Origin of the sequence: Alteromonas sp. 14N.309.X.WAT.G.H12 (assembly GCF_036697315.1) — a bacterium.
Taxonomy (GTDB): Bacteria; Pseudomonadota; Gammaproteobacteria; order Enterobacterales; family Alteromonadaceae; genus Alteromonas.
Genome location: NZ_JBAHZB010000008.1, coordinates 42,378 through 59,005, shown reverse-complemented (window position 1 = coordinate 59,005; position 16,628 = coordinate 42,378). Strand labels below are relative to the sequence as shown.

The window sequence follows — 16,628 nt, the reverse complement described above, 5'->3', positions numbered from 1 at the left end:
AGAAGGAGAGCACCATGAAACGTTTTAGTTTACCTGCGTTAGTAGGCGCTGTATCTCTTGCCCTTAGTACGGCCAGTTTTGCAGATCACCACAATGAAAATGCGGTGACAATGAAAAAACTGAAAACCGATGAAGCCATAGGCACAATTCTAGTTAAGGACTTCGATGATGATGGCGTGGTCTTCACCCCTGATTTGACCGGATTGACACCGGGCATACATGGCTTTCATATTCACCAAAACGGTGATTGCTCGGCAGCGATGAAAGAGGGCGAAAAAGTCTTAGGTGGTGCTGCCGGCGGTCATTTTGACCCTGAAAATACCAATGAGCACAATGTGCCATGGTCAGAAGAAGGGCATGAGGGAGACTTACCCACCTTGTTTGTGGATGAAGATGGCACCGCCACCCATCCGGTTTTTGCTCCGGAACTGGAGCGCGAAGACATTGAAGGTAAAGCGATCATTATTCACGCTGGTGGCGACAATTATTCAGATACGCCGAAAAAACTGGGCGGAGGCGGCGAAAGGGTTGCCTGTGGGGTAATTGCTGAATAGGTTAATTTGTGTGGTTTCATAAGATGAAAAAAGCGGCTGTAAAGCCGCTTTTTTTGAATGTACTTGTCAGGTTAATACACAAACATCAAAAGCGCCCCTGCTACCATAAACAGGTTTTCAGACAAGGATACAAAGCCCAAAGGCACGTTGCTATCGCCACCTACACAAGCGCAGGTTAGTTCCCGTTTATCCATATAAACCGCTTTTATCACCGAGATCGCGCCCACCGTGCCGATAAATAACGAAAACGGCGCCACGGCAAGGGCGGGTAGTTGAGCCACCATGGCAATACCGGCATAGGCTTCAATAAACGGGTAAATATAGCCATAGCGCAGCCATTTCATTGCCAGTAAATCATAAGTAATAAACGAGGTGGTAAAACTATAAAGATCTTTGAGTTTTTGCACCGCTAATAAGGTCATGGAAAACGCAATAAATAGCATGAGCGTGCGCACTGAAATATAACTACCGGCAACCACAAATTGAAACGCCAGCGCAAGCAGTAAGGCCACAGAAAATATGACGAGGACTGGTGTGTAAGTGGTGCCAGTTTGGCCTGCTTTGCCTTTACCAAAATACGTACGTAGATCATCGTAGCCGCCAATGCGTTTGTCGTCGATAAAGGTTTGGGGAGTCGTTTCAACCCCGTATTTACTTTTAAACGTATCGGTTTGTTCGCGAGAGATTAAAGGGTGGTCGTCAACCGAGAATCCCTTCTGTTCAAGCAAGTCTTTTGAACGCAGCCCGTAAGGGCAGATGTGTTCATCTGTTACCATTCTGTAGAGCGTTGCTGTTTGGCTCATCTTTCGCCTCCCGTGTAATATTTACGCAAAAACCAGTGCATTGCATGAGATATTTTCTTACCTGGCTTGCTGAAATCGTCACGAATAGGAGAGATACAATATTCATACCTAAGGAGTTTAAAAAATGATTTTGGCGTTTTTACTTTCTATGCTGACATTGATTGGCAGGTGTGAAATCCGCCACGGGCTTTTTACTTATTAGCTACTCGGCATAAAACGCGTTTAACGCCATGAAATAAGGCCTATCGTTAATTTAAAGCGGGCGCTTAAATACAAAGTAGCAATATAAAATGAGCAATAAACTAAAATAAACCACACCCACTAGGGAGGTCAGAATCATGGACGATGACGCGGTATGAAATACCATGATGATGAGCCCACCAACAAAAAAGCTTAAAGCAATATACAACTTAGGTTTTGCTATAGAGGCGTTCATAGGATTCTCCCTAAAAGCGTCAAATGAATACTAAAGGTACATCGTACTCATATAAGAGGCGGCATAAGACCCAAGAACCGCTCCTGTCGCAACCATCGCGACGCCAATAAGCGCAGCTGATAGGCCAATACTGGCACTCCAAGCCGCATCATCACTAATACCGCCATGGACACCTCGTATTTCTGGTAAGTTTAGCTTCTTCATTGTTCGTTCTCCTGAATTGTACGTGTCACGAGACACATAACAAATACTAATAAAAATGAACGTATTAAATCACTGAACATTGAGCCTGTTTTTAACGGGGAATGGGGGATAGGGGACGGTTTAAAAAATGCAAACCTATCGCTTGGCAAGATCACTTTCAAGTTCGGACGCGTTCCATTCAATGTGCTCTTGCATGGCCTCACGGGACAGATCGTTAAGGAGTATTTTCATTTCTTCATCAGGCAAGAGGTCTTCTATTATCAAGGATTGAACATCCAGGTAAAGATTCAGCATGTTTTCAAAACCTGCAGTGGCGGCTTGATAGTTTGCCAATTCCAGCCACAAAGCAATAACACCGCCAAGCATGACCAATACCTGAACAACCAGCATGAACAGAAAATCCCACTGACACCAGAACTGCACTATTAGGTTGCTGGTTGGGGAAATAGCACTGCAGCGACTTGATACATTCACAAAAGATGGATCCGGGTAAGCAATCAGCACCGCTATCTGCATGATGAGCATGCCGAGGCCTATGGCTATGGCTACACAAAGAAGCCACCTGGAATATCCTGACAGTCGATTCATGGCCATTTTCGGGTGGGCGTGTAACCATGAAAATGACTTTTTTAACACTGAGGTGTTAGCTATCAGTTTATGTTGCAAATAGTTTATTTGATCATCAATCCAATACTTTCTTATTTCGTCTACGTTTAGGCTGATGTTTTTCTGCCACCATATCAATTCCCCTGTATGAATGGCTTGGGTCACTATGGGGAAGGTAGCGCGATAACGGCGCGGCATGATGGGTTTATGGGAAGGGCGCACGCCGCCTAAATTGAGAAAGCAACGCAGCCGTAGTGCTTCTGCTACCATGCGGTTTAATTGATAGTGCCATTTATATCTAGCCTTTTTTGACCAGTGAATTAAGACTGCCGCTAACGTGACGAGCGCGAGAATAGCAAAAGTAAGAGCGGTGCCTACAAAGGTATTTAGCAAGTTTGACACTAATTCGTAGGCCATCAAGGCGAAAAAAGCGACACCAATAAAACAGATTAATTGTCGACGATAGCGTTTTTGTGCCGTTATGGCGGCTAAATCGGCTTCGGCGAAAATCCCGGCTGCTCGTCCAAGTCCTTTAGTGATCACGTTATCGATTTTAGGGGGCGCTGGGGCTTGCCGTGAATTAAAGTGCCGTATTTGTTCAATTAATGCGGAAAATTCCTGGCGAAGGCTCTGAGATAATGGCACCGGTGCAGAAGGCTTACCACCATGACAAATATAGATTGAGGTGGCAGTCTCTGTTTTTCCACTCTGCCATTGTTGGAAGTTGGCTGTTATGAGTTCACCGTCATGCTGGCGTTGTCGATCAACGTAAATATGGTGCACTACGCCGCCATTTTGACCATCAAAGCGACGAATACTGCGCAAACTGGGATGTAGACGACTTTGTAAAGCTGGGTTTAACCCACATTTCATTTTCACTACGTCGGCGGTGCCACCTTCACTGCTTGTTTCACGGCCATCCCAGGCCGCAAGCAGTACGTTACAATAGCGGCTCAGGAACGCGCCTTGATTGAGATAAAGTGTATTGCGCAACTTGCCATATTCCATATCGTGATAGGCAAAATGGCGCTCTTCGTCAGATATTTCTGGGGTCACAACAATCAAATTATGTTGATACTTTTTTAAATAAAACTCATAACAAATTCGGCTATCTTCATCGGTCGGTGAAAAGTCCTTTGCAAAATGCTCGGCGGGCATAGGTAAAACCGGGATCACATCGGTATTTAAGCTGGACCATTCGGGTTTTTCTTCCATCAATGATTCAATGGCGTCTATGGCGAGAAGATCGGGCCCTTTGGCCATACCCGTTAGTAGCCATATGGGCGTATCTTCCCCCACATCGTTGCGCCATTTTTGTAGCGCATCTTTGATTTTGTCGATTAGCTTTTGGGGGGCGTGATTTCCTTGCTCGTCACACACCAACGCATCACGATGCCCTGTAATGCCAATTAACAGAGGAAGTTTTTTTGTCATTACTGAAACGGTACTCTGTAGATCAGTGGCTTCGATACAGTGCCATCTTTCCAAGCAATTTGAATAAACAGTGGACTGACAGGCCATGAGAAATTGAGGATGGGTGAAGTGCGGGTACTATGCCTTTTCTTCCAGGTGGAATTAATCTGCAATGTTGACGGTTCGCTGAGTCGTTGCAGAAGGGTGTATTCGGTGGAATTAACCGGGGTGCCAAATGACAGCGAACTGCCTGAGGACGCAGGGGCTTCGCTTTTTTCTTTTTCATATAAATGCTGACGATTTGTTTCCATGTGTGCAATCAGTGGCGCCATATCATCGTTAGAAATAGAGAGCATTTGGCGGGCATCAAAGCCAATGTAAATGTCGTCAATAAGATCAATATCATCTTGAGTGGCATGAAGCCACGCAAAACGGCAGCCGTATCCATTGCAGTTAATGAGCGAGGTAGGATTGGATTTTATTTTGTCCAAACGCGCTTTTGCCATCACTTCTTTATAGGCAAAACGATAGTGATAGGTGGCTTTATCTCCCTCATTATCAATATAGGTGACATCAAATTCATTGGCTTCGGCGATTTCGTTAGCATTAATGTCGTCAGAGATAAAAAAGCCACGATTAAGCCCCATGGTATTGTCGACACCAGGGTATTGACTCCAACTGATTTGGCTAAACTGTTTTGAACTCACAGGAGCGATCACTTTATTTATGATATTCATAGCATTAGATAAATAGAGTGCCGGTGCGTTTTTATCGTCACTGATTAGTTTGTGTGCAAACGTTGCGTTTCCATCGTATTGGGTTTTTTTAACGCTACTTTTATCACCGTCGGTAAAAGTGAATTGATAGAACAGATTTTTGGATAGCCGGGGTACTAAAACGATCAGTTGCCCCTTTTCATCCACGTGTACGGCCAAATCTCCTTTTGTTTCTATGGGATCCAGGTGGAGGGAGCTATCAAGCTGATCTTCACCATACCCAAAGGCGATTTCTTTTACAGTGGTTTGCAGCTTGGCGTAGGTTTCAAATTGTGGAAATTGACCAATCTGGCACAGCATTAATCCTGAAGCGTAGTTTAACGTGAAATTGCATTTTAACGGCTGTGTGCTAGTTAGTTTTTCTTTGAGTTTGCTTGTGCTTTCTCGCTCACCTTCGTTCATTAGCAACGCAATTTGTGGTGTCGAAAAGGTCAATTTGTCACTGGTAATGCCCTTTTCTAAATCATGAAGTGTGACGGAAACTTGTGTTGCAGCGGGCAAACTGTCATCAATTTTTATCTTTGCGTTTGTTAAATTTTGGATGGTTTTGCTGTGTTGGCCGTTGTCAAATTCAAAGATAATTTCAAATTGCTTTTTGTGAACGGCCGGATTCATCATTAATTTTTCGCTAAATCCATCCAACGATAACATGATTGGGCTTGTACTGTATGCGCGGGTCACCTTTATCGCGAACATATCGGCGTCTACGTCCTGTATCGATACTAAAGCCGTTGGCGGGTTGGATGAGGATGGCCACTGTATGAAAAAAGTGATAGCGAAAAAAAGGAGAATTGCCGTTGAAATAACGCCGAGCATATTTTGTTTGGTGAATCGCGATATGCGAGCAATGAAGCTTGGGCCTGGGATGCTTGCCATATCTACATTGGTGTTGTTAATTTCCGCGACGATGGCTTCTAGCTTTTGAGGGTAATCAGGGGCCCACTTATCTACCCAATGCGGAAGCCCGAGAAAAAGCTCTAAAGAACGTGGTACAGCAACTTCTTCCAAACGGATCGTGAACACTTTGCGGTTATAGCTGGTGGCCCGTTCTACTTCACGTTTAACATAAATTGAATTTTCGACATGTTCAGAGAGTAATAAAATTAGACTCTTGCTATTGACTACCCCTTCAATAATCTCTTCTGAATAGTCTCTGCTAGGGCGGACATTTCGCGAGGCTATCCAACATGAAAGCCCTTGACCCTCTAAATATCGACAAAGCTCATCTGCTTCATTTTGATTTTGTGACGCGTAACTAATGAATGCATCGTACATGGGAGGGGTGGTTTGTTCGGCTGACATACAGAGTCCATTCGCCATAAGTGCTGAGTTTTAGTCTTTCACGTAATTGATTAATAAACAACCGTTTATTATGAAGGTAGGCGAATGAGATATCACTTAGCGCCACAGGAAGGCAGAAAGGTATTCTATTGGGCGCTTTTTAGAGGAAACCATCCGAGATGGTACAAAAGATAAAATAAGAATGAAATGTCTTTCTTTCGATTGGGTCAATCGAGTTTTCTCATTACCCAACTTGGCGTCAATGAACCATTGTTACAATTTAAATAAGGTAACTTTTATATAACGGGTTTTTATCTCGGTTTGTAAAAATTAACCGCTGGACGCAATTTTTGACGGATTATTATATGTTCTCTTCCCTTCGAGTTAGTCATCGTTTATTCATTGGCTTCGGCCTGATTATCGCCATGCTTATCACTGTTACCGTATTGGGAATTGGTGAAGTGGGCACGGTTGACCACAAAATGACCATCATTAATGATGTAAATAGTGTTAAACAGCGCTATGCCATCAATTTTAGGGGCTCGGTACACGACAGAGCCATTGCGATACGTGATGTAGTACTACAAGACTCTATGACGGATGTAAATGAAACCGTTGCTGACATTGAGCGGCTTGCACAGTTTTATCGCAAAAACGCGGGCCCTATGGATGCGATGATGAAACAGGCGAGTAACTCTACCGAAAAGGACATGTTGCAACGCATTAAAGCCATCGAAAAACGTACCTTGCCCTTGGTGACACAAATCATTCAATTACGGATGCAAGATAATCTTGCCGAGGCGCAGCGGGTGTTACTGAATGATGCTAAACCTGCCTTTGTTGATTGGCTGGCCGCCATTAACGCCTTTATTGATTATCAGGAAGAACAAAATCAGGGCGAAACTGAGCTAGTGCGTGAGGCAACAGGAGCCTTTACCGGGATCATGATTACGGCTACCGCAGTGGCCACATTGATTGCGCTGGTTGTGATTTGGTTGCTTATCGCGTATTTCAAACGCCAGCTAGGGGGCGAGCCGCATTACATTGCCGGTATTTTACAAAAGATGGCCAACGGCCAGCTTGGGATCTCGGTAGAAAGCTCATACTCAGGCAGTGTTTTACACTCGGTAAGACGATTGCAGCAGCAACTGGTGACTACCATTGAGGCCATTAATACCGCCGCAGAAAATATCCGCCAACAGTCGATGTCTGGCAATGAAAACGATAATGCCGCCGATACCAACCTAGATACCCTTGCTGCTCAGCAATCATCTCAAAGCCAGCAAGTGATACATTATATGACAGAGGTGAAAGACAAGGCCGATTTAGTGGGTTCGCTGCTAACCCAAACCGAAGAAATTTCTAATGTGGCGTCGACTACCGCAGGTGATGGTCAAGGGGCGGTAACTGAAGCTTCAAGTGAAATTAGAAATCTTGCCCAGACGGTGAATTTAGCGGTAGATAACATTCGTAAGTTAGAAAAACGCACCCAGGAAATCAGCGGTATAACCAATACCATTAGTGCGATATCTGAACAGACAAATTTACTGGCGCTAAACGCGGCAATTGAGGCGGCAAGAGCTGGGGAATCGGGCAGGGGGTTTGCCGTTGTTGCTGATGAGGTGAGAAACCTAGCCTCTCGCACCGGCGAGGCTACCGCGGAGATTTCGTCCATGTTAAACGAAGTGCAAGCCGAAACATCAACCACCATGGAAATCATGTCTTCAAGTTTGCCGCAGGTAGAGCGAGGTATCGAGCTTTCAGACAAATCGCGAGATCTGCTACAACTTATCGCTGAACAAGCCGAACGGTCTTTAAGTAATGTGAGTCAGGTGGTCAATGCGTCATCAGAACAAATAAGCACACTTGGCGATCTCAATGAAGAATTGAACGAGGTGATCACCACCGCCACCACAATGAGCGACGCATCACTGAGTTTATTTGCCCATAACAAAGAGGTGGCGCAGAAATTAAGCCAGCTGGCCTCAGAACTTAAACATCATGCGGATTACTTTTCGACAAAGTAAAAGCGAATGATATTTTCGTGGGCGTACTTACCCTCTGATGCCATTTTTGATTAAGTACGCCTTTGCGCTTTAGCCTATATCTCCGTGGAGATAACCTACCTTTATTCAATTTATTTAGTCGTTTTAAATCTTTCTTGTTATCTTTTGTTTTACGTTGCTTAGTCTGATTTTTTCCATTGGGTTAGTCTTGGTGAAAAATAAATAAATAGTCCAATGCCAAATATAATGAGTATCTCAAGCCAAATAGGTAGAGCAAAGAGTCTACTCATCAACAACCCGCAAAGAAAACCTGACACTATGAGTAGAATGTTTTTCATTGCGATCCTTTTAAAAATTATGTCTATCTTATATCCCTGTATAGATTATTTGAACACAAGATAATTTTATTTTATTTAACACGCCAACATCGTACTATCTTCGTAAGTGATGTTCTTACCACACCATAGAGTGCTCAATAGTATTGCCAGCACCAACGTAATTTTCGTAGGAGCTAGATACCCAGCTAATTCCAGCATCTAGTGCTTTACCAGCGACATAACCACCCATAAATTTAAAGATTCCACGGTTTACTTCCTGTATTTCCTTTGTATTCAACTGTTTCATAACGTCATTCCTAGAGATTTTTTTAAATTAAAAGGTACACAGCATTTTTTACACCGAAAGAATTTATTCAGCAGCGGCTACCGAAAAAATTACCATGGCATTATTAAAAGAGTGTTTTTTCGAGAGCTGCATTTAAACTCTTTCAAGATAAAGCAATACGAATCTAATTTAAGGGAGTTTGAATATTTGTAAACTGGCCAACAGAACTGATGTTATTCATCCCCATCAAGAGAAGCTGCATTAAGTAGGCTTTCTTTTCTCGTAAACGCTCCGAATCAAAACTTAACGGCGGCAGATCCCATCCTATGTACAGTTTTGCTAGGTTCTATTCTGATGCATTTTAAAGAAGAAGCATGGGTTGTTATGAATCTTTTAAATCACAGGAGTATAAAGATACAAACTTTAACAACAGTTGAAATGCAAAGGGTAAGTGGTGGCAGTGATACTATCGCTTGGGGAATCACTGGTGCAAGTGTCGGCACTAGTGTTGGAAGCGGAGCAGGCACTATGGCAGCGGTAATGAACGGTGCTCTCACCGGCGCGAGTTGGGGGCGATGGGGTGGTCTTGCTGGGTTAGCGGTTGGTGCATTAGCCGGCGCAGCTTATGGCTATTTAAGATAATGAGGAAATACAAATGAATAATCTAACGAAGGAGCAAATTAAGCTTGTTAATGGAGGTAAAGATAGTTTACCAACAATCGCTGCGGTAGGTGGATTAGGTGGTTTTGGAACAGGTGTTACGGTTGGCGCGTCTGTTGGAGCTGTAGGCGGACCTGCAGGCATACTAATAGGTGGTTTAATAGGTGGAATGTTAGGTACTTTAGGAGGTACTTATTCCGCTTTAGCTATGTATACCTAATTTGGCAGGATAATGTTCAAGCCTCTTTTCAAAGTCTGTGCAATTGGCGCGATTGCGGGTTTTAGCAGCTTTCTGCCTATACCTACCATAGTCAAAGCCGCTATTGTTATTTTTGCATTTATTGCGTTATTTTTTCTTAAGATAGAAAAAGATGATGAATAAAAAGGCAGCGCTAAAAATAAAGTGTAACTCACTATTGGAGTGACAAAGTCAATTTGGCCGCCTAACAAGAAATGCTAGATGTTTTGCATAGCAATGTCTTTGCTCTTACGGCAAAGCAAACAAATAGGTTGGTTTAATCCAAATAAGGCAGAGAACCTTTCTCTGCCTTATGTGCGCTTAACCTACTGCCACATGGCTTTCTCACGTAAACGCTCAGAACCAAAATTCAATGGCGGCTGATCCCATACATGTTTACCGTCGTGTTCGGGGGTGGAGTAGGTGGCAAAATGGGTTTCTAAGGCCGAAATCAGCAACGTTTGTACAGCTTCTCGAGGTGGTGTTGAGATATAACGCTCCCCCATGGGGTGGCTTAAGTCGTACCAGTGATCAATGGGGGTTTGGTCTTTTTTGTAGTAACGCACCAATTTCCAGCGGCCATTGGTCACCATGCGCCCGTTGCCCCGCTCTGAAAATTGTAAGTTACGCCAGTTTACTTCCCGTTTACCCAGCAACAATGGGCGCAGTGATGCGCCGGGGCCGCCGGTTTCCTGGGGCGTTTCATCTTTTTTGGCAGCAAAATCTAAAATGGTTTTATCTAAATCCAGTAAGTCTACAAACTCGCCCCGTACCTGCCGGGGTTGAACAAGGTCCGCTGGGCCTTTCACAATAAAGGGCACACGGATGGTTTCTTCATAAAAATTATAGGGGAAGGTTGCATTCACTTTACCGTAAACACCGTATTGGCCCATTAACAGCCCGTGATCGGATAAAAAGATGATCACCGTGTTGTCAGCAAGGCCTCGGCTATCGATGGCATCCAGTAGGCGGCCTATGTTGTCATCAATTAATGATACACCGGCTAAATACTGGGCTAACCGTTCTTCATGATCTTCTGGTACTAGGTTGTAGTCTGTGTTTTTTAGTAAATCTGAACTGCCGCCTTTGGCGATCATTTCCTGCGCAATAGGCCGGTAGCGGGCAACCAAGCGCTCGGGGAAGTCGTCAAAGGGAAAGTGGGGCTCGGTGTAGTTTAAATTAATGAAAAAGGGCTGGTCGCCGCTGCTATCCATAAACTTCACCGCTTCTTCGGTTAAATAACGAGACTGGGTGCCGGGCAAGGTGACCTTTTTGCCATCAATATTCCAATGCACCTCCCCCATGTGAATGTAAGAATTGATCCACGATTGCTCGGTATAGGAATTATGGGAAAACCAGCGGTCGTAACCCCTCACTGGCGGGTTTTCAAATTCTTCTGTGGCATGCCATTTCCCTAACATGGCGGTTTTATAGCCTTCCTGTTGTAAACGTTGCCCTAGGGTGGTTTCGCCTTTTAACCATTCAGGGCTGTCTTTTTCTGAACTGAGAAAATCGTGTACGCCATGTTGTGACGGCGTTTTACCGGTTTGAAAGCTGGCCCGCGCCGCAGAGCATACCGGTGCTGGGGTCATAGCATTTTCAAACATTACCCCGGTTTTGGCCATGTAATCTAAATTAGGCGTTTGCACCGCCTCATTACCGTATGCGCCCACCGTCCACTGACCTTGGTCGTCAGTCATAATAACGATGATATTTGGCTGCACTTGGGATGCCATATTTTGTTCGATTTTTGCGGTATCCGAACCATCCATTTTCGCAGGATCAATCGCCCCATAACTGTGTGCAGACAGGGTTAATCCCAATGCACTAGACAATACTGCATAGCCTATTTTTACCCGTGTTAGTGTATTCATAATCACCATGTTGTGTATATTTTAGATATAATTTTAGGCCCCAATATGGGCATTAAAAAGTGCGGAAGGGTAGAACGATTTAGGCAAGTTACCGATAAACAGGCTTTTTTAAGCTCTTTTTCTTTCTTTTAACAGATTAGCCGGCCAACTTATACAGAAATTTTAATCCCGTGGGTGTAATCGCAGAGTTTTCGCTAACATTGGCAACCTGAGCTTTAGTCATTATCAAGCACCTATAACGTCAGTTTAAGTGGGCTTGTTAATTGTTTTCATTCTGAGGGAGTTGGCATTATCCGTGGTAACAAACGCAACATACCAACTTCCGCCTGATAACCCTCATTCAAAAAACTTAACGTAAAAACCGCCGTGCCTGTGCATACAGGCGCGTCAATTTGTCGCATTGAACCGTCGCGACATTTTCTAAATACTGCCTTCCCTTTTTTGTCTAACTCCACTTTATCAATGAAAAAATTTAACGTTGCTGCATCATGGATGGCTTTGTTGCCGTTTAGTTTTCAGGTATTTGCTTCTACAGATGACATGCCCGCCGACGAAGACATAGAAAATGTCGTTATTTGGAGTTCCGGAAGTCTTTCCCAAGAGCAAGGTGTTTCCCCTAGTTCTCATCTTACTCCTTCTGATTTAGAAGCCGCGAATCTGGTAACCACCGAAGATCTCGTGAAATATCAGCCAAGTCTTACTATTCGTCGCCGGTATATTGGTGACGCTAACGGTACCTTGGGTATTCGTAGTGCAAACATGTTTCAAACCAGTCGTTCGATGGTGTTTGCCGATGGGGTGCCCTTACACTATCTTTTGCAGTCTCGTTGGAGCGGTGCGCCGCGCTGGACAATGGTGTCAGCCAGCGAAATTGCCGATGTAGAAGTGATTTACGGGCCTTTTGATGCCCAATACAGTGGTAATGCCATGGGCGGTGTGGTGCGCATAGAAACGGCTATTCCCCAACATGCAGAGTTGCATGTGGATGCCACAGTATTTCAGCAACAGTTTGATGCGTATGGCTACGACGATTCGCTAACAGGTAACAAAAGCTTTATTTCTGCCGGCAATAAATACGGTAACACCAGCGTTTATGTGTCTTATAACCACCTAAATAACGTTTCTCAACCACAAAGTTATTACTATGGTGCGGTATCCGAGGTAACTGCCGACAGCCAAGAGGTAAGCGGTGCGTTAGAGGGGAAAAACCAGTATGGTGAATCCCAATTATTCTTTGGTGATACCGGCCCGGTAGAAGAAACCACCGATAACGTTAAGTTGAAGTTAGGTCACGAATGGAACCAATGGTTTGCCTTATTAAATGTGGCCTATGAAGATCGTAATAGTGATAAAAAAAGCCCCAATAGTTATGTTAAAAATGCCGATGGCCAGTTGGTATACAGCGGCGATGTGGTGCAAGATGGTACCGCTTTTACCATTGCCGGTTCGCGCCTTGCTGTAAGCGAACTGGAACGAAAAAGCTTGTCTGTGGGGTTGCGCGTGCGAGGTGATATTAATGACAGAACCGCGCTAGAAGCCAATATCAATCAATTTAGCATCTTAAAAGATCAGCAAGGAACCTCACAATATAATCCCAATTCCTCCTTGTACGATGGCTCAGGTCAAATTGCCGATTATGATGATTCAGGCTGGTTTACTGGCGGAATAAAGTTAACCATGATGCCAGATGTTGGCGCCGATATTAGCGTGATTTCAGGGGTGGATTTTGCATCCTACGAGTTAAATTATAATTTGTACGACAGCGATCATTACGCTTATAAAGATAACGCAGAACTAACCAGTACCAGTGGGGGAAAAACCGAAATCAAAGCGTTGTACAGTCAGCTAGATTGGTATGCCACCCCACAGTGGACGGTGAATGCCGGTCTTCGTTATGAGATGTTCGACAGCTTTGGCGGTTATTACTCCACTATTGAAAGTGGCGTAGTGGAAGAAACGGATGTGCCCACCACCACTCAGCGCAAGTTTTCGCCTAAACTTAGCGTCAGCTATTTACCCGATGAAAATTGGCAAATACGCTACTCGTGGGCCAAGGCCTATCGCTTTCCCATTGTGGAAGAGCTATTTAGTCAGTACAAAGCCTACAACAGCGTGAGTGTGTCTAATGCATCACTCCTTCCTGAAGATGGCTTACATCATAATTTAATGGTGCAGCGAAACCTCACCGATGGCTTACTACGGGTTAATTTATTTGTAGATAACATCCGTAATGTTATTGAATCTCAGTCTACGACATTAGCTGGTGGCCAAAGCTTATCCACATTCATTCCCATCGATAAAGTGTTAACCAAAGGGGCGGAGTTTATTGCCAATCAGGACAATTGGTTGCTAGACGGCATGAATGTGAAGCTTAACGTTACCTACACCCACTCAGAAATAGAAGAAAATGCGGCCAATGAGTTACTCGTGGGCAATGACTACCCCCGTATTCCCCATTGGCGAGGTAATTTGTTACTCGATTACAACGCTACTGAAAACCTCACCCTTGGGGTAAGTGTACAGTATGCCAGTAACAGTTATGGCACCTTAACCAACACCGATCACGCCAGTAACGTGTATGGCGCAATTGATAGTTATACCTGGCTTGGAGTTAGCTCTCGCTACAAGTGGAATGAACATCTACAGTTTCGCTTTGGCATTGACAACCTAGCTAACGACATTGCTTACGTGGCCCACCCGTATCCCGGTAGAACCGCGTACCTTTCCTTCGAGTACGACATGTAATTATGACTACAAGCAGGCATTTTCATCAGGCGGTATGGCGCTGGCACTTTTACGCGGGGATATTTTGTATTCCCTTTATTCTAGTGCTGGCGGTATCTGGCGCGGTGTACCTATTTAAACCGCAACTGGATAATTGGCAAGAGCGGCACTATATCGTAGAGCCACAGGGGCAACCCCGGGCCGATGGGTCGCAACAACTACAGGCGGCGCTAACGGCGTTACCCGGTAGTCGTTTTGTGACCTATCGCCTGCCTCAGTCTCCTCGTGAAGCGGTTCAGATTGCCGTGCAGTATCAAGGGGCCAAATGGCTGGTCTATGTGGATCCTTACTCGCTACATGTATTGGATACCCGTTCAGATAACTCGTTTATTAGTCAGTGGTTTAAAACCTTACATGGCGAGCTGCTGGTGGGAGACAACGGCGCGATATTAGTCGAATTAGCAGGTAATTGGGCCATTGTACTTGTGCTTACCGGCTTATTACTTTGGTGGCCAAAGAAGTGGCGTAAAGGCGTGGGTGCCCTGCGCTTTAAAATGGCGTCCACAGGACGCCGCTTTTGGCTGGATTTCCATAAAGTGGTGGGGGCTTGGCTGCTTGTGTTTATCCTGTTTTTTCTTATATCTGGGTTGCCGTGGACAACGGTATGGGGCAGTGCATTTAAACAGGTAAGAACCTGGTATGCCCAGCAACAGGTAGAACAAGACTGGACTACCGGGCCGGCCAGTAAACGGAAGGTGTGGGGAGCCATGATTAGTGATACCCAGACCCTGCCAGCCCATGTGCTGAATAACGCCACCGCACTTCAATTGCCATACCCCACTTATTTATCGGTTGCTGATCACAGCAAACAAGAATGGAAAGTGGATTCTATGGTACAAAATCGACCTAAAAGGGAAACCGTTTGGTTAGATAACGAGGGAAGGGTACTTGAACGGCGCACCTTTGAAGACAAAGCCCGTTTAGATCGCATTATTGGCTATGCTATTGCTGCTCACGAAGGCCATTTGTTTGGTTGGTTTAACCAATTGTTAGGAGTAACAACGGCATTAGGGCTTATTGTACTTAGTATCAGTGGGCTATATATGTGGTTAGTGCGCCGTCCTGAAGGTCGATTGGGCGCGCCGCCGCGCACGCAAGTCCATGACGGGGTGATCACCGGGCTAATTATTCTAGCTATGCTGCTGCCGTTATTTGCCTTGTCGTTAATTGCAATTTGGTTTTTGGAACGGTGGGTATTTAAAGCTAAGGCGAGTGCTTAAGTATTTAGGGAAATAAGGTAAAACCTATGGGTAGGTCAACGAACCGCTGATTTTAACTTTCTGCCTGATCTTTTGGTCTTGTGGTGAAGCCATGGTGTAAAAAGGGTTTTATATTTTATTTAAAATACTTTTTGGGAGATTCCATGAAACGTATTATGTGTTTTCTTAGCGTGTTTTTAATGCAGTGCATTGGCGTTGCCCACGCCGCTGAGGTGCCTGCTTATGATAAACGTCTGACGTCCTTGTCTTACCCTTTTGAGGTCAACACCTTTCGTCTGTCCTCACAAGGGGAGGATTTATCTATGGCCTATATGTATTTAAAACCCGACGAAGGTAAACCCGTAGTAACGCTGTTACATGGCAAAAATTTCAATGGAGCATATTGGCAACAAACCGCTGAATTACTTCATAGCCAGGGATACGGTGTACTTATCCCCGATCAAATCGGTTTTGGTAAATCCTCTAAACCCACCCACTATCAATACAGTTTTGCCGTGTTAGCGAACAACACTCGCCAATTAATGGCATCTTTGAACATTCAGCACAGCATCATCGTCGGACATTCTATGGGGGGAATGCTCGCCACACGTTTTACCCTGTTGTTCCCACAAATGAGTGAAAAGCTGGTGCTGATTAATCCCATCGGTTTAGAAAACTACCTGCTTTATGAAACCTACACCGATATCGAAACCGTGTATCAGAATGAACTGAAAAAGCAGCCAGAAATGATTGTGAATTATCAGAAAAAGAACTATTACGATGGCAAGTGGAATGAAGATTTTGCCCGCCATGCGGCGTTTTTGCAAGGTTGGATAAAAGGGCCTGATTGGCAGCAACTTGCCCGGGTTAATGCGTTGACTTACGACATGATTTTCACCCAACCGGTGATCGAAGAATTTGGCAATATCCAGGTGCCTACCACGTTGATTTTAGGTACTCGAGATCGTACGGCGCCAGGGCGGGCAAACAAACGGGCCGATGTTCAGCGTGAACTTGGTCGCTATGACAAACTGGGCGATGAAGTTAAACAGCGCAACAAAAACATTAAAGTGGTTGAGCTAAGTGGTTTGGGTCATCTGCCTCAAATCGAAGATTTTAACCGGTTTAAAACGCCGTTCTTAGCGGCCATTCAGTAAACCGCTTACACTGGTTGGCGCTTAACCCAAGCGG

At 44.7% G+C, this 16,628-nt stretch carries 14 protein-coding genes; 7 read left to right on the top strand and 7 right to left on the bottom strand.

Annotated features, from left to right (window positions below; genetic code table 11):
• Positions 1 to 14: 14 nt before the first annotated feature.
• Positions 15 to 554 carry a superoxide dismutase [Cu-Zn] SodC gene (gene sodC, locus V5298_RS05150; RefSeq protein ID WP_332930402.1) on the top strand — a complete coding sequence of 180 codons (540 nt, stop codon included), beginning with the start codon at positions 15 to 17 and terminating at the stop codon, positions 552 to 554.
• A 71-nt stretch (positions 555 to 625) separates the two neighbouring features.
• On the opposite strand, the gene V5298_RS05145 is transcribed toward sodC, so the two are convergent.
• The 5 genes from V5298_RS05145 to V5298_RS05125 form a co-directional block, all read right to left on the bottom strand.
• Positions 626 to 1,357, bottom strand: a complete 732-nt coding sequence (locus tag V5298_RS05145; RefSeq protein ID WP_332930401.1) for a glutaredoxin — start codon at positions 1,355 to 1,357, stop codon at positions 626 to 628.
• Positions 1,358 to 1,610: 253 nt separating this feature from the next.
• Positions 1,611 to 1,793, bottom strand: a complete 183-nt coding sequence (locus V5298_RS05140; RefSeq protein ID WP_332930400.1) for a hypothetical protein — start codon at positions 1,791 to 1,793, stop codon at positions 1,611 to 1,613.
• 30 nt (positions 1,794 to 1,823) lie between these two features.
• A complete protein-coding gene (locus V5298_RS05135; protein ID WP_332930399.1) occupies positions 1,824 to 1,997 on the bottom strand; it encodes a hypothetical protein in 174 nt (57 codons plus the stop codon).
• Between the two features lie 135 nt (positions 1,998 to 2,132).
• Positions 2,133 to 4,037, bottom strand: a complete 1,905-nt coding sequence (locus V5298_RS05130) for a hypothetical protein (protein WP_332930398.1) — start codon at positions 4,035 to 4,037, stop codon at positions 2,133 to 2,135.
• A complete protein-coding gene (locus V5298_RS05125; RefSeq protein WP_332930397.1) occupies positions 4,037 to 6,094 on the bottom strand; it encodes a toll/interleukin-1 receptor domain-containing protein in 2,058 nt (685 codons plus the stop codon). Before V5298_RS05125 ends, V5298_RS05130 begins: the two co-directional genes overlap by 1 nt.
• A gap of 344 nt (positions 6,095 to 6,438) precedes the next feature.
• Between V5298_RS05125 and V5298_RS05120 the strand changes: the two genes are divergently transcribed.
• The gene (locus tag V5298_RS05120) at positions 6,439 to 8,100 is read left to right on the top strand and encodes a methyl-accepting chemotaxis protein (protein WP_332930396.1); all 1,662 of its coding nucleotides are present in this window, start codon (positions 6,439 to 6,441) and stop codon (positions 8,098 to 8,100) included.
• 432 nt (positions 8,101 to 8,532) lie between these two features.
• On the opposite strand, the gene V5298_RS05115 is transcribed toward V5298_RS05120, so the two are convergent.
• Positions 8,533 to 8,703, bottom strand: a complete 171-nt coding sequence (locus V5298_RS05115) for a hypothetical protein (RefSeq protein WP_332930395.1) — start codon at positions 8,701 to 8,703, stop codon at positions 8,533 to 8,535.
• Positions 8,704 to 9,120: 417 nt separating this feature from the next.
• Between V5298_RS05115 and V5298_RS05110 the strand changes: the two genes are divergently transcribed.
• A complete protein-coding gene (locus V5298_RS05110) occupies positions 9,121 to 9,324 on the top strand; it encodes a hypothetical protein (protein WP_332930394.1) in 204 nt (67 codons plus the stop codon).
• Between the two features lie 13 nt (positions 9,325 to 9,337).
• Positions 9,338 to 9,562, top strand: a complete 225-nt coding sequence (locus V5298_RS05105) for a hypothetical protein (protein WP_332930393.1) — start codon at positions 9,338 to 9,340, stop codon at positions 9,560 to 9,562.
• Between the two features lie 344 nt (positions 9,563 to 9,906).
• Here the strand turns inward: V5298_RS05105 and V5298_RS05100 are convergent, their stop codons facing one another.
• A complete protein-coding gene (locus V5298_RS05100; protein ID WP_332930392.1) occupies positions 9,907 to 11,454 on the bottom strand; it encodes a sulfatase family protein in 1,548 nt (515 codons plus the stop codon).
• Positions 11,455 to 11,916: 462 nt separating this feature from the next.
• On the opposite strand from V5298_RS05100, the gene V5298_RS05095 reads away from it, so the two are divergent.
• The 3 genes from V5298_RS05095 to V5298_RS05085 all read left to right on the top strand — a co-directional run bounded on the left by V5298_RS05095 (position 11,917) and on the right by V5298_RS05085 (position 16,594).
• Positions 11,917 to 14,199 carry a TonB-dependent receptor gene (locus V5298_RS05095; protein WP_332930391.1) on the top strand — a complete coding sequence of 761 codons (2,283 nt, stop codon included), beginning with the start codon at positions 11,917 to 11,919 and terminating at the stop codon, positions 14,197 to 14,199.
• Positions 14,200 to 14,201: 2 nt separating this feature from the next.
• Positions 14,202 to 15,458, top strand: coding sequence for a PepSY domain-containing protein (locus tag V5298_RS05090; RefSeq protein ID WP_332930390.1), 1,257 nt, complete (start codon positions 14,202 to 14,204; stop codon positions 15,456 to 15,458).
• 179 nt (positions 15,459 to 15,637) lie between these two features.
• A complete protein-coding gene (locus tag V5298_RS05085) occupies positions 15,638 to 16,594 on the top strand; it encodes an alpha/beta hydrolase (RefSeq protein ID WP_332930415.1) in 957 nt (318 codons plus the stop codon).
• The last annotated feature ends 34 nt before the right edge of the window (positions 16,595 to 16,628 follow it).

What these genes read in the sequence shown, in the direction of transcription:
- V5298_RS05085 (WP_332930415.1), top strand. Translation starts at nt 15,638, where the DNA reads ATGCAGTGCATTGGCGTTGCCCACGCCGCTGAGGTGCCTGCTTATGAT.
- V5298_RS05090 (WP_332930390.1), top strand. Translation starts at nt 14,202, where the DNA reads ATGACTACAAGCAGGCATTTTCATCAGGCGGTATGGCGCTGGCACTTT.
- V5298_RS05110 (WP_332930394.1), top strand. Translation starts at nt 9,121, where the DNA reads ATGCAAAGGGTAAGTGGTGGCAGTGATACTATCGCTTGGGGAATCACT.
- V5298_RS05125 (WP_332930397.1), bottom strand. Translation starts at nt 6,094, where the DNA reads ATGTCAGCCGAACAAACCACCCCTCCCATGTACGATGCATTCATTAGT.
- V5298_RS05135 (WP_332930399.1), bottom strand. Translation starts at nt 1,997, where the DNA reads ATGAAGAAGCTAAACTTACCAGAAATACGAGGTGTCCATGGCGGTATT.
- V5298_RS05120 (WP_332930396.1), top strand. Translation starts at nt 6,439, where the DNA reads ATGTTCTCTTCCCTTCGAGTTAGTCATCGTTTATTCATTGGCTTCGGC.
- V5298_RS05100 (WP_332930392.1), bottom strand. Translation starts at nt 11,454, where the DNA reads ATGAATACACTAACACGGGTAAAAATAGGCTATGCAGTATTGTCTAGT.
- V5298_RS05105 (WP_332930393.1), top strand. Translation starts at nt 9,338, where the DNA reads ATGAATAATCTAACGAAGGAGCAAATTAAGCTTGTTAATGGAGGTAAA.
- V5298_RS05145 (WP_332930401.1), bottom strand. Translation starts at nt 1,357, where the DNA reads ATGAGCCAAACAGCAACGCTCTACAGAATGGTAACAGATGAACACATC.
- V5298_RS05130 (WP_332930398.1), bottom strand. Translation starts at nt 4,037, where the DNA reads ATGACAAAAAAACTTCCTCTGTTAATTGGCATTACAGGGCATCGTGAT.
- sodC (WP_332930402.1), top strand. Translation starts at nt 15, where the DNA reads ATGAAACGTTTTAGTTTACCTGCGTTAGTAGGCGCTGTATCTCTTGCC.
- V5298_RS05115 (WP_332930395.1), bottom strand. Translation starts at nt 8,703, where the DNA reads ATGAAACAGTTGAATACAAAGGAAATACAGGAAGTAAACCGTGGAATC.
- V5298_RS05095 (WP_332930391.1), top strand. Translation starts at nt 11,917, where the DNA reads ATGAAAAAATTTAACGTTGCTGCATCATGGATGGCTTTGTTGCCGTTT.
- V5298_RS05140 (WP_332930400.1), bottom strand. Translation starts at nt 1,793, where the DNA reads ATGAACGCCTCTATAGCAAAACCTAAGTTGTATATTGCTTTAAGCTTT.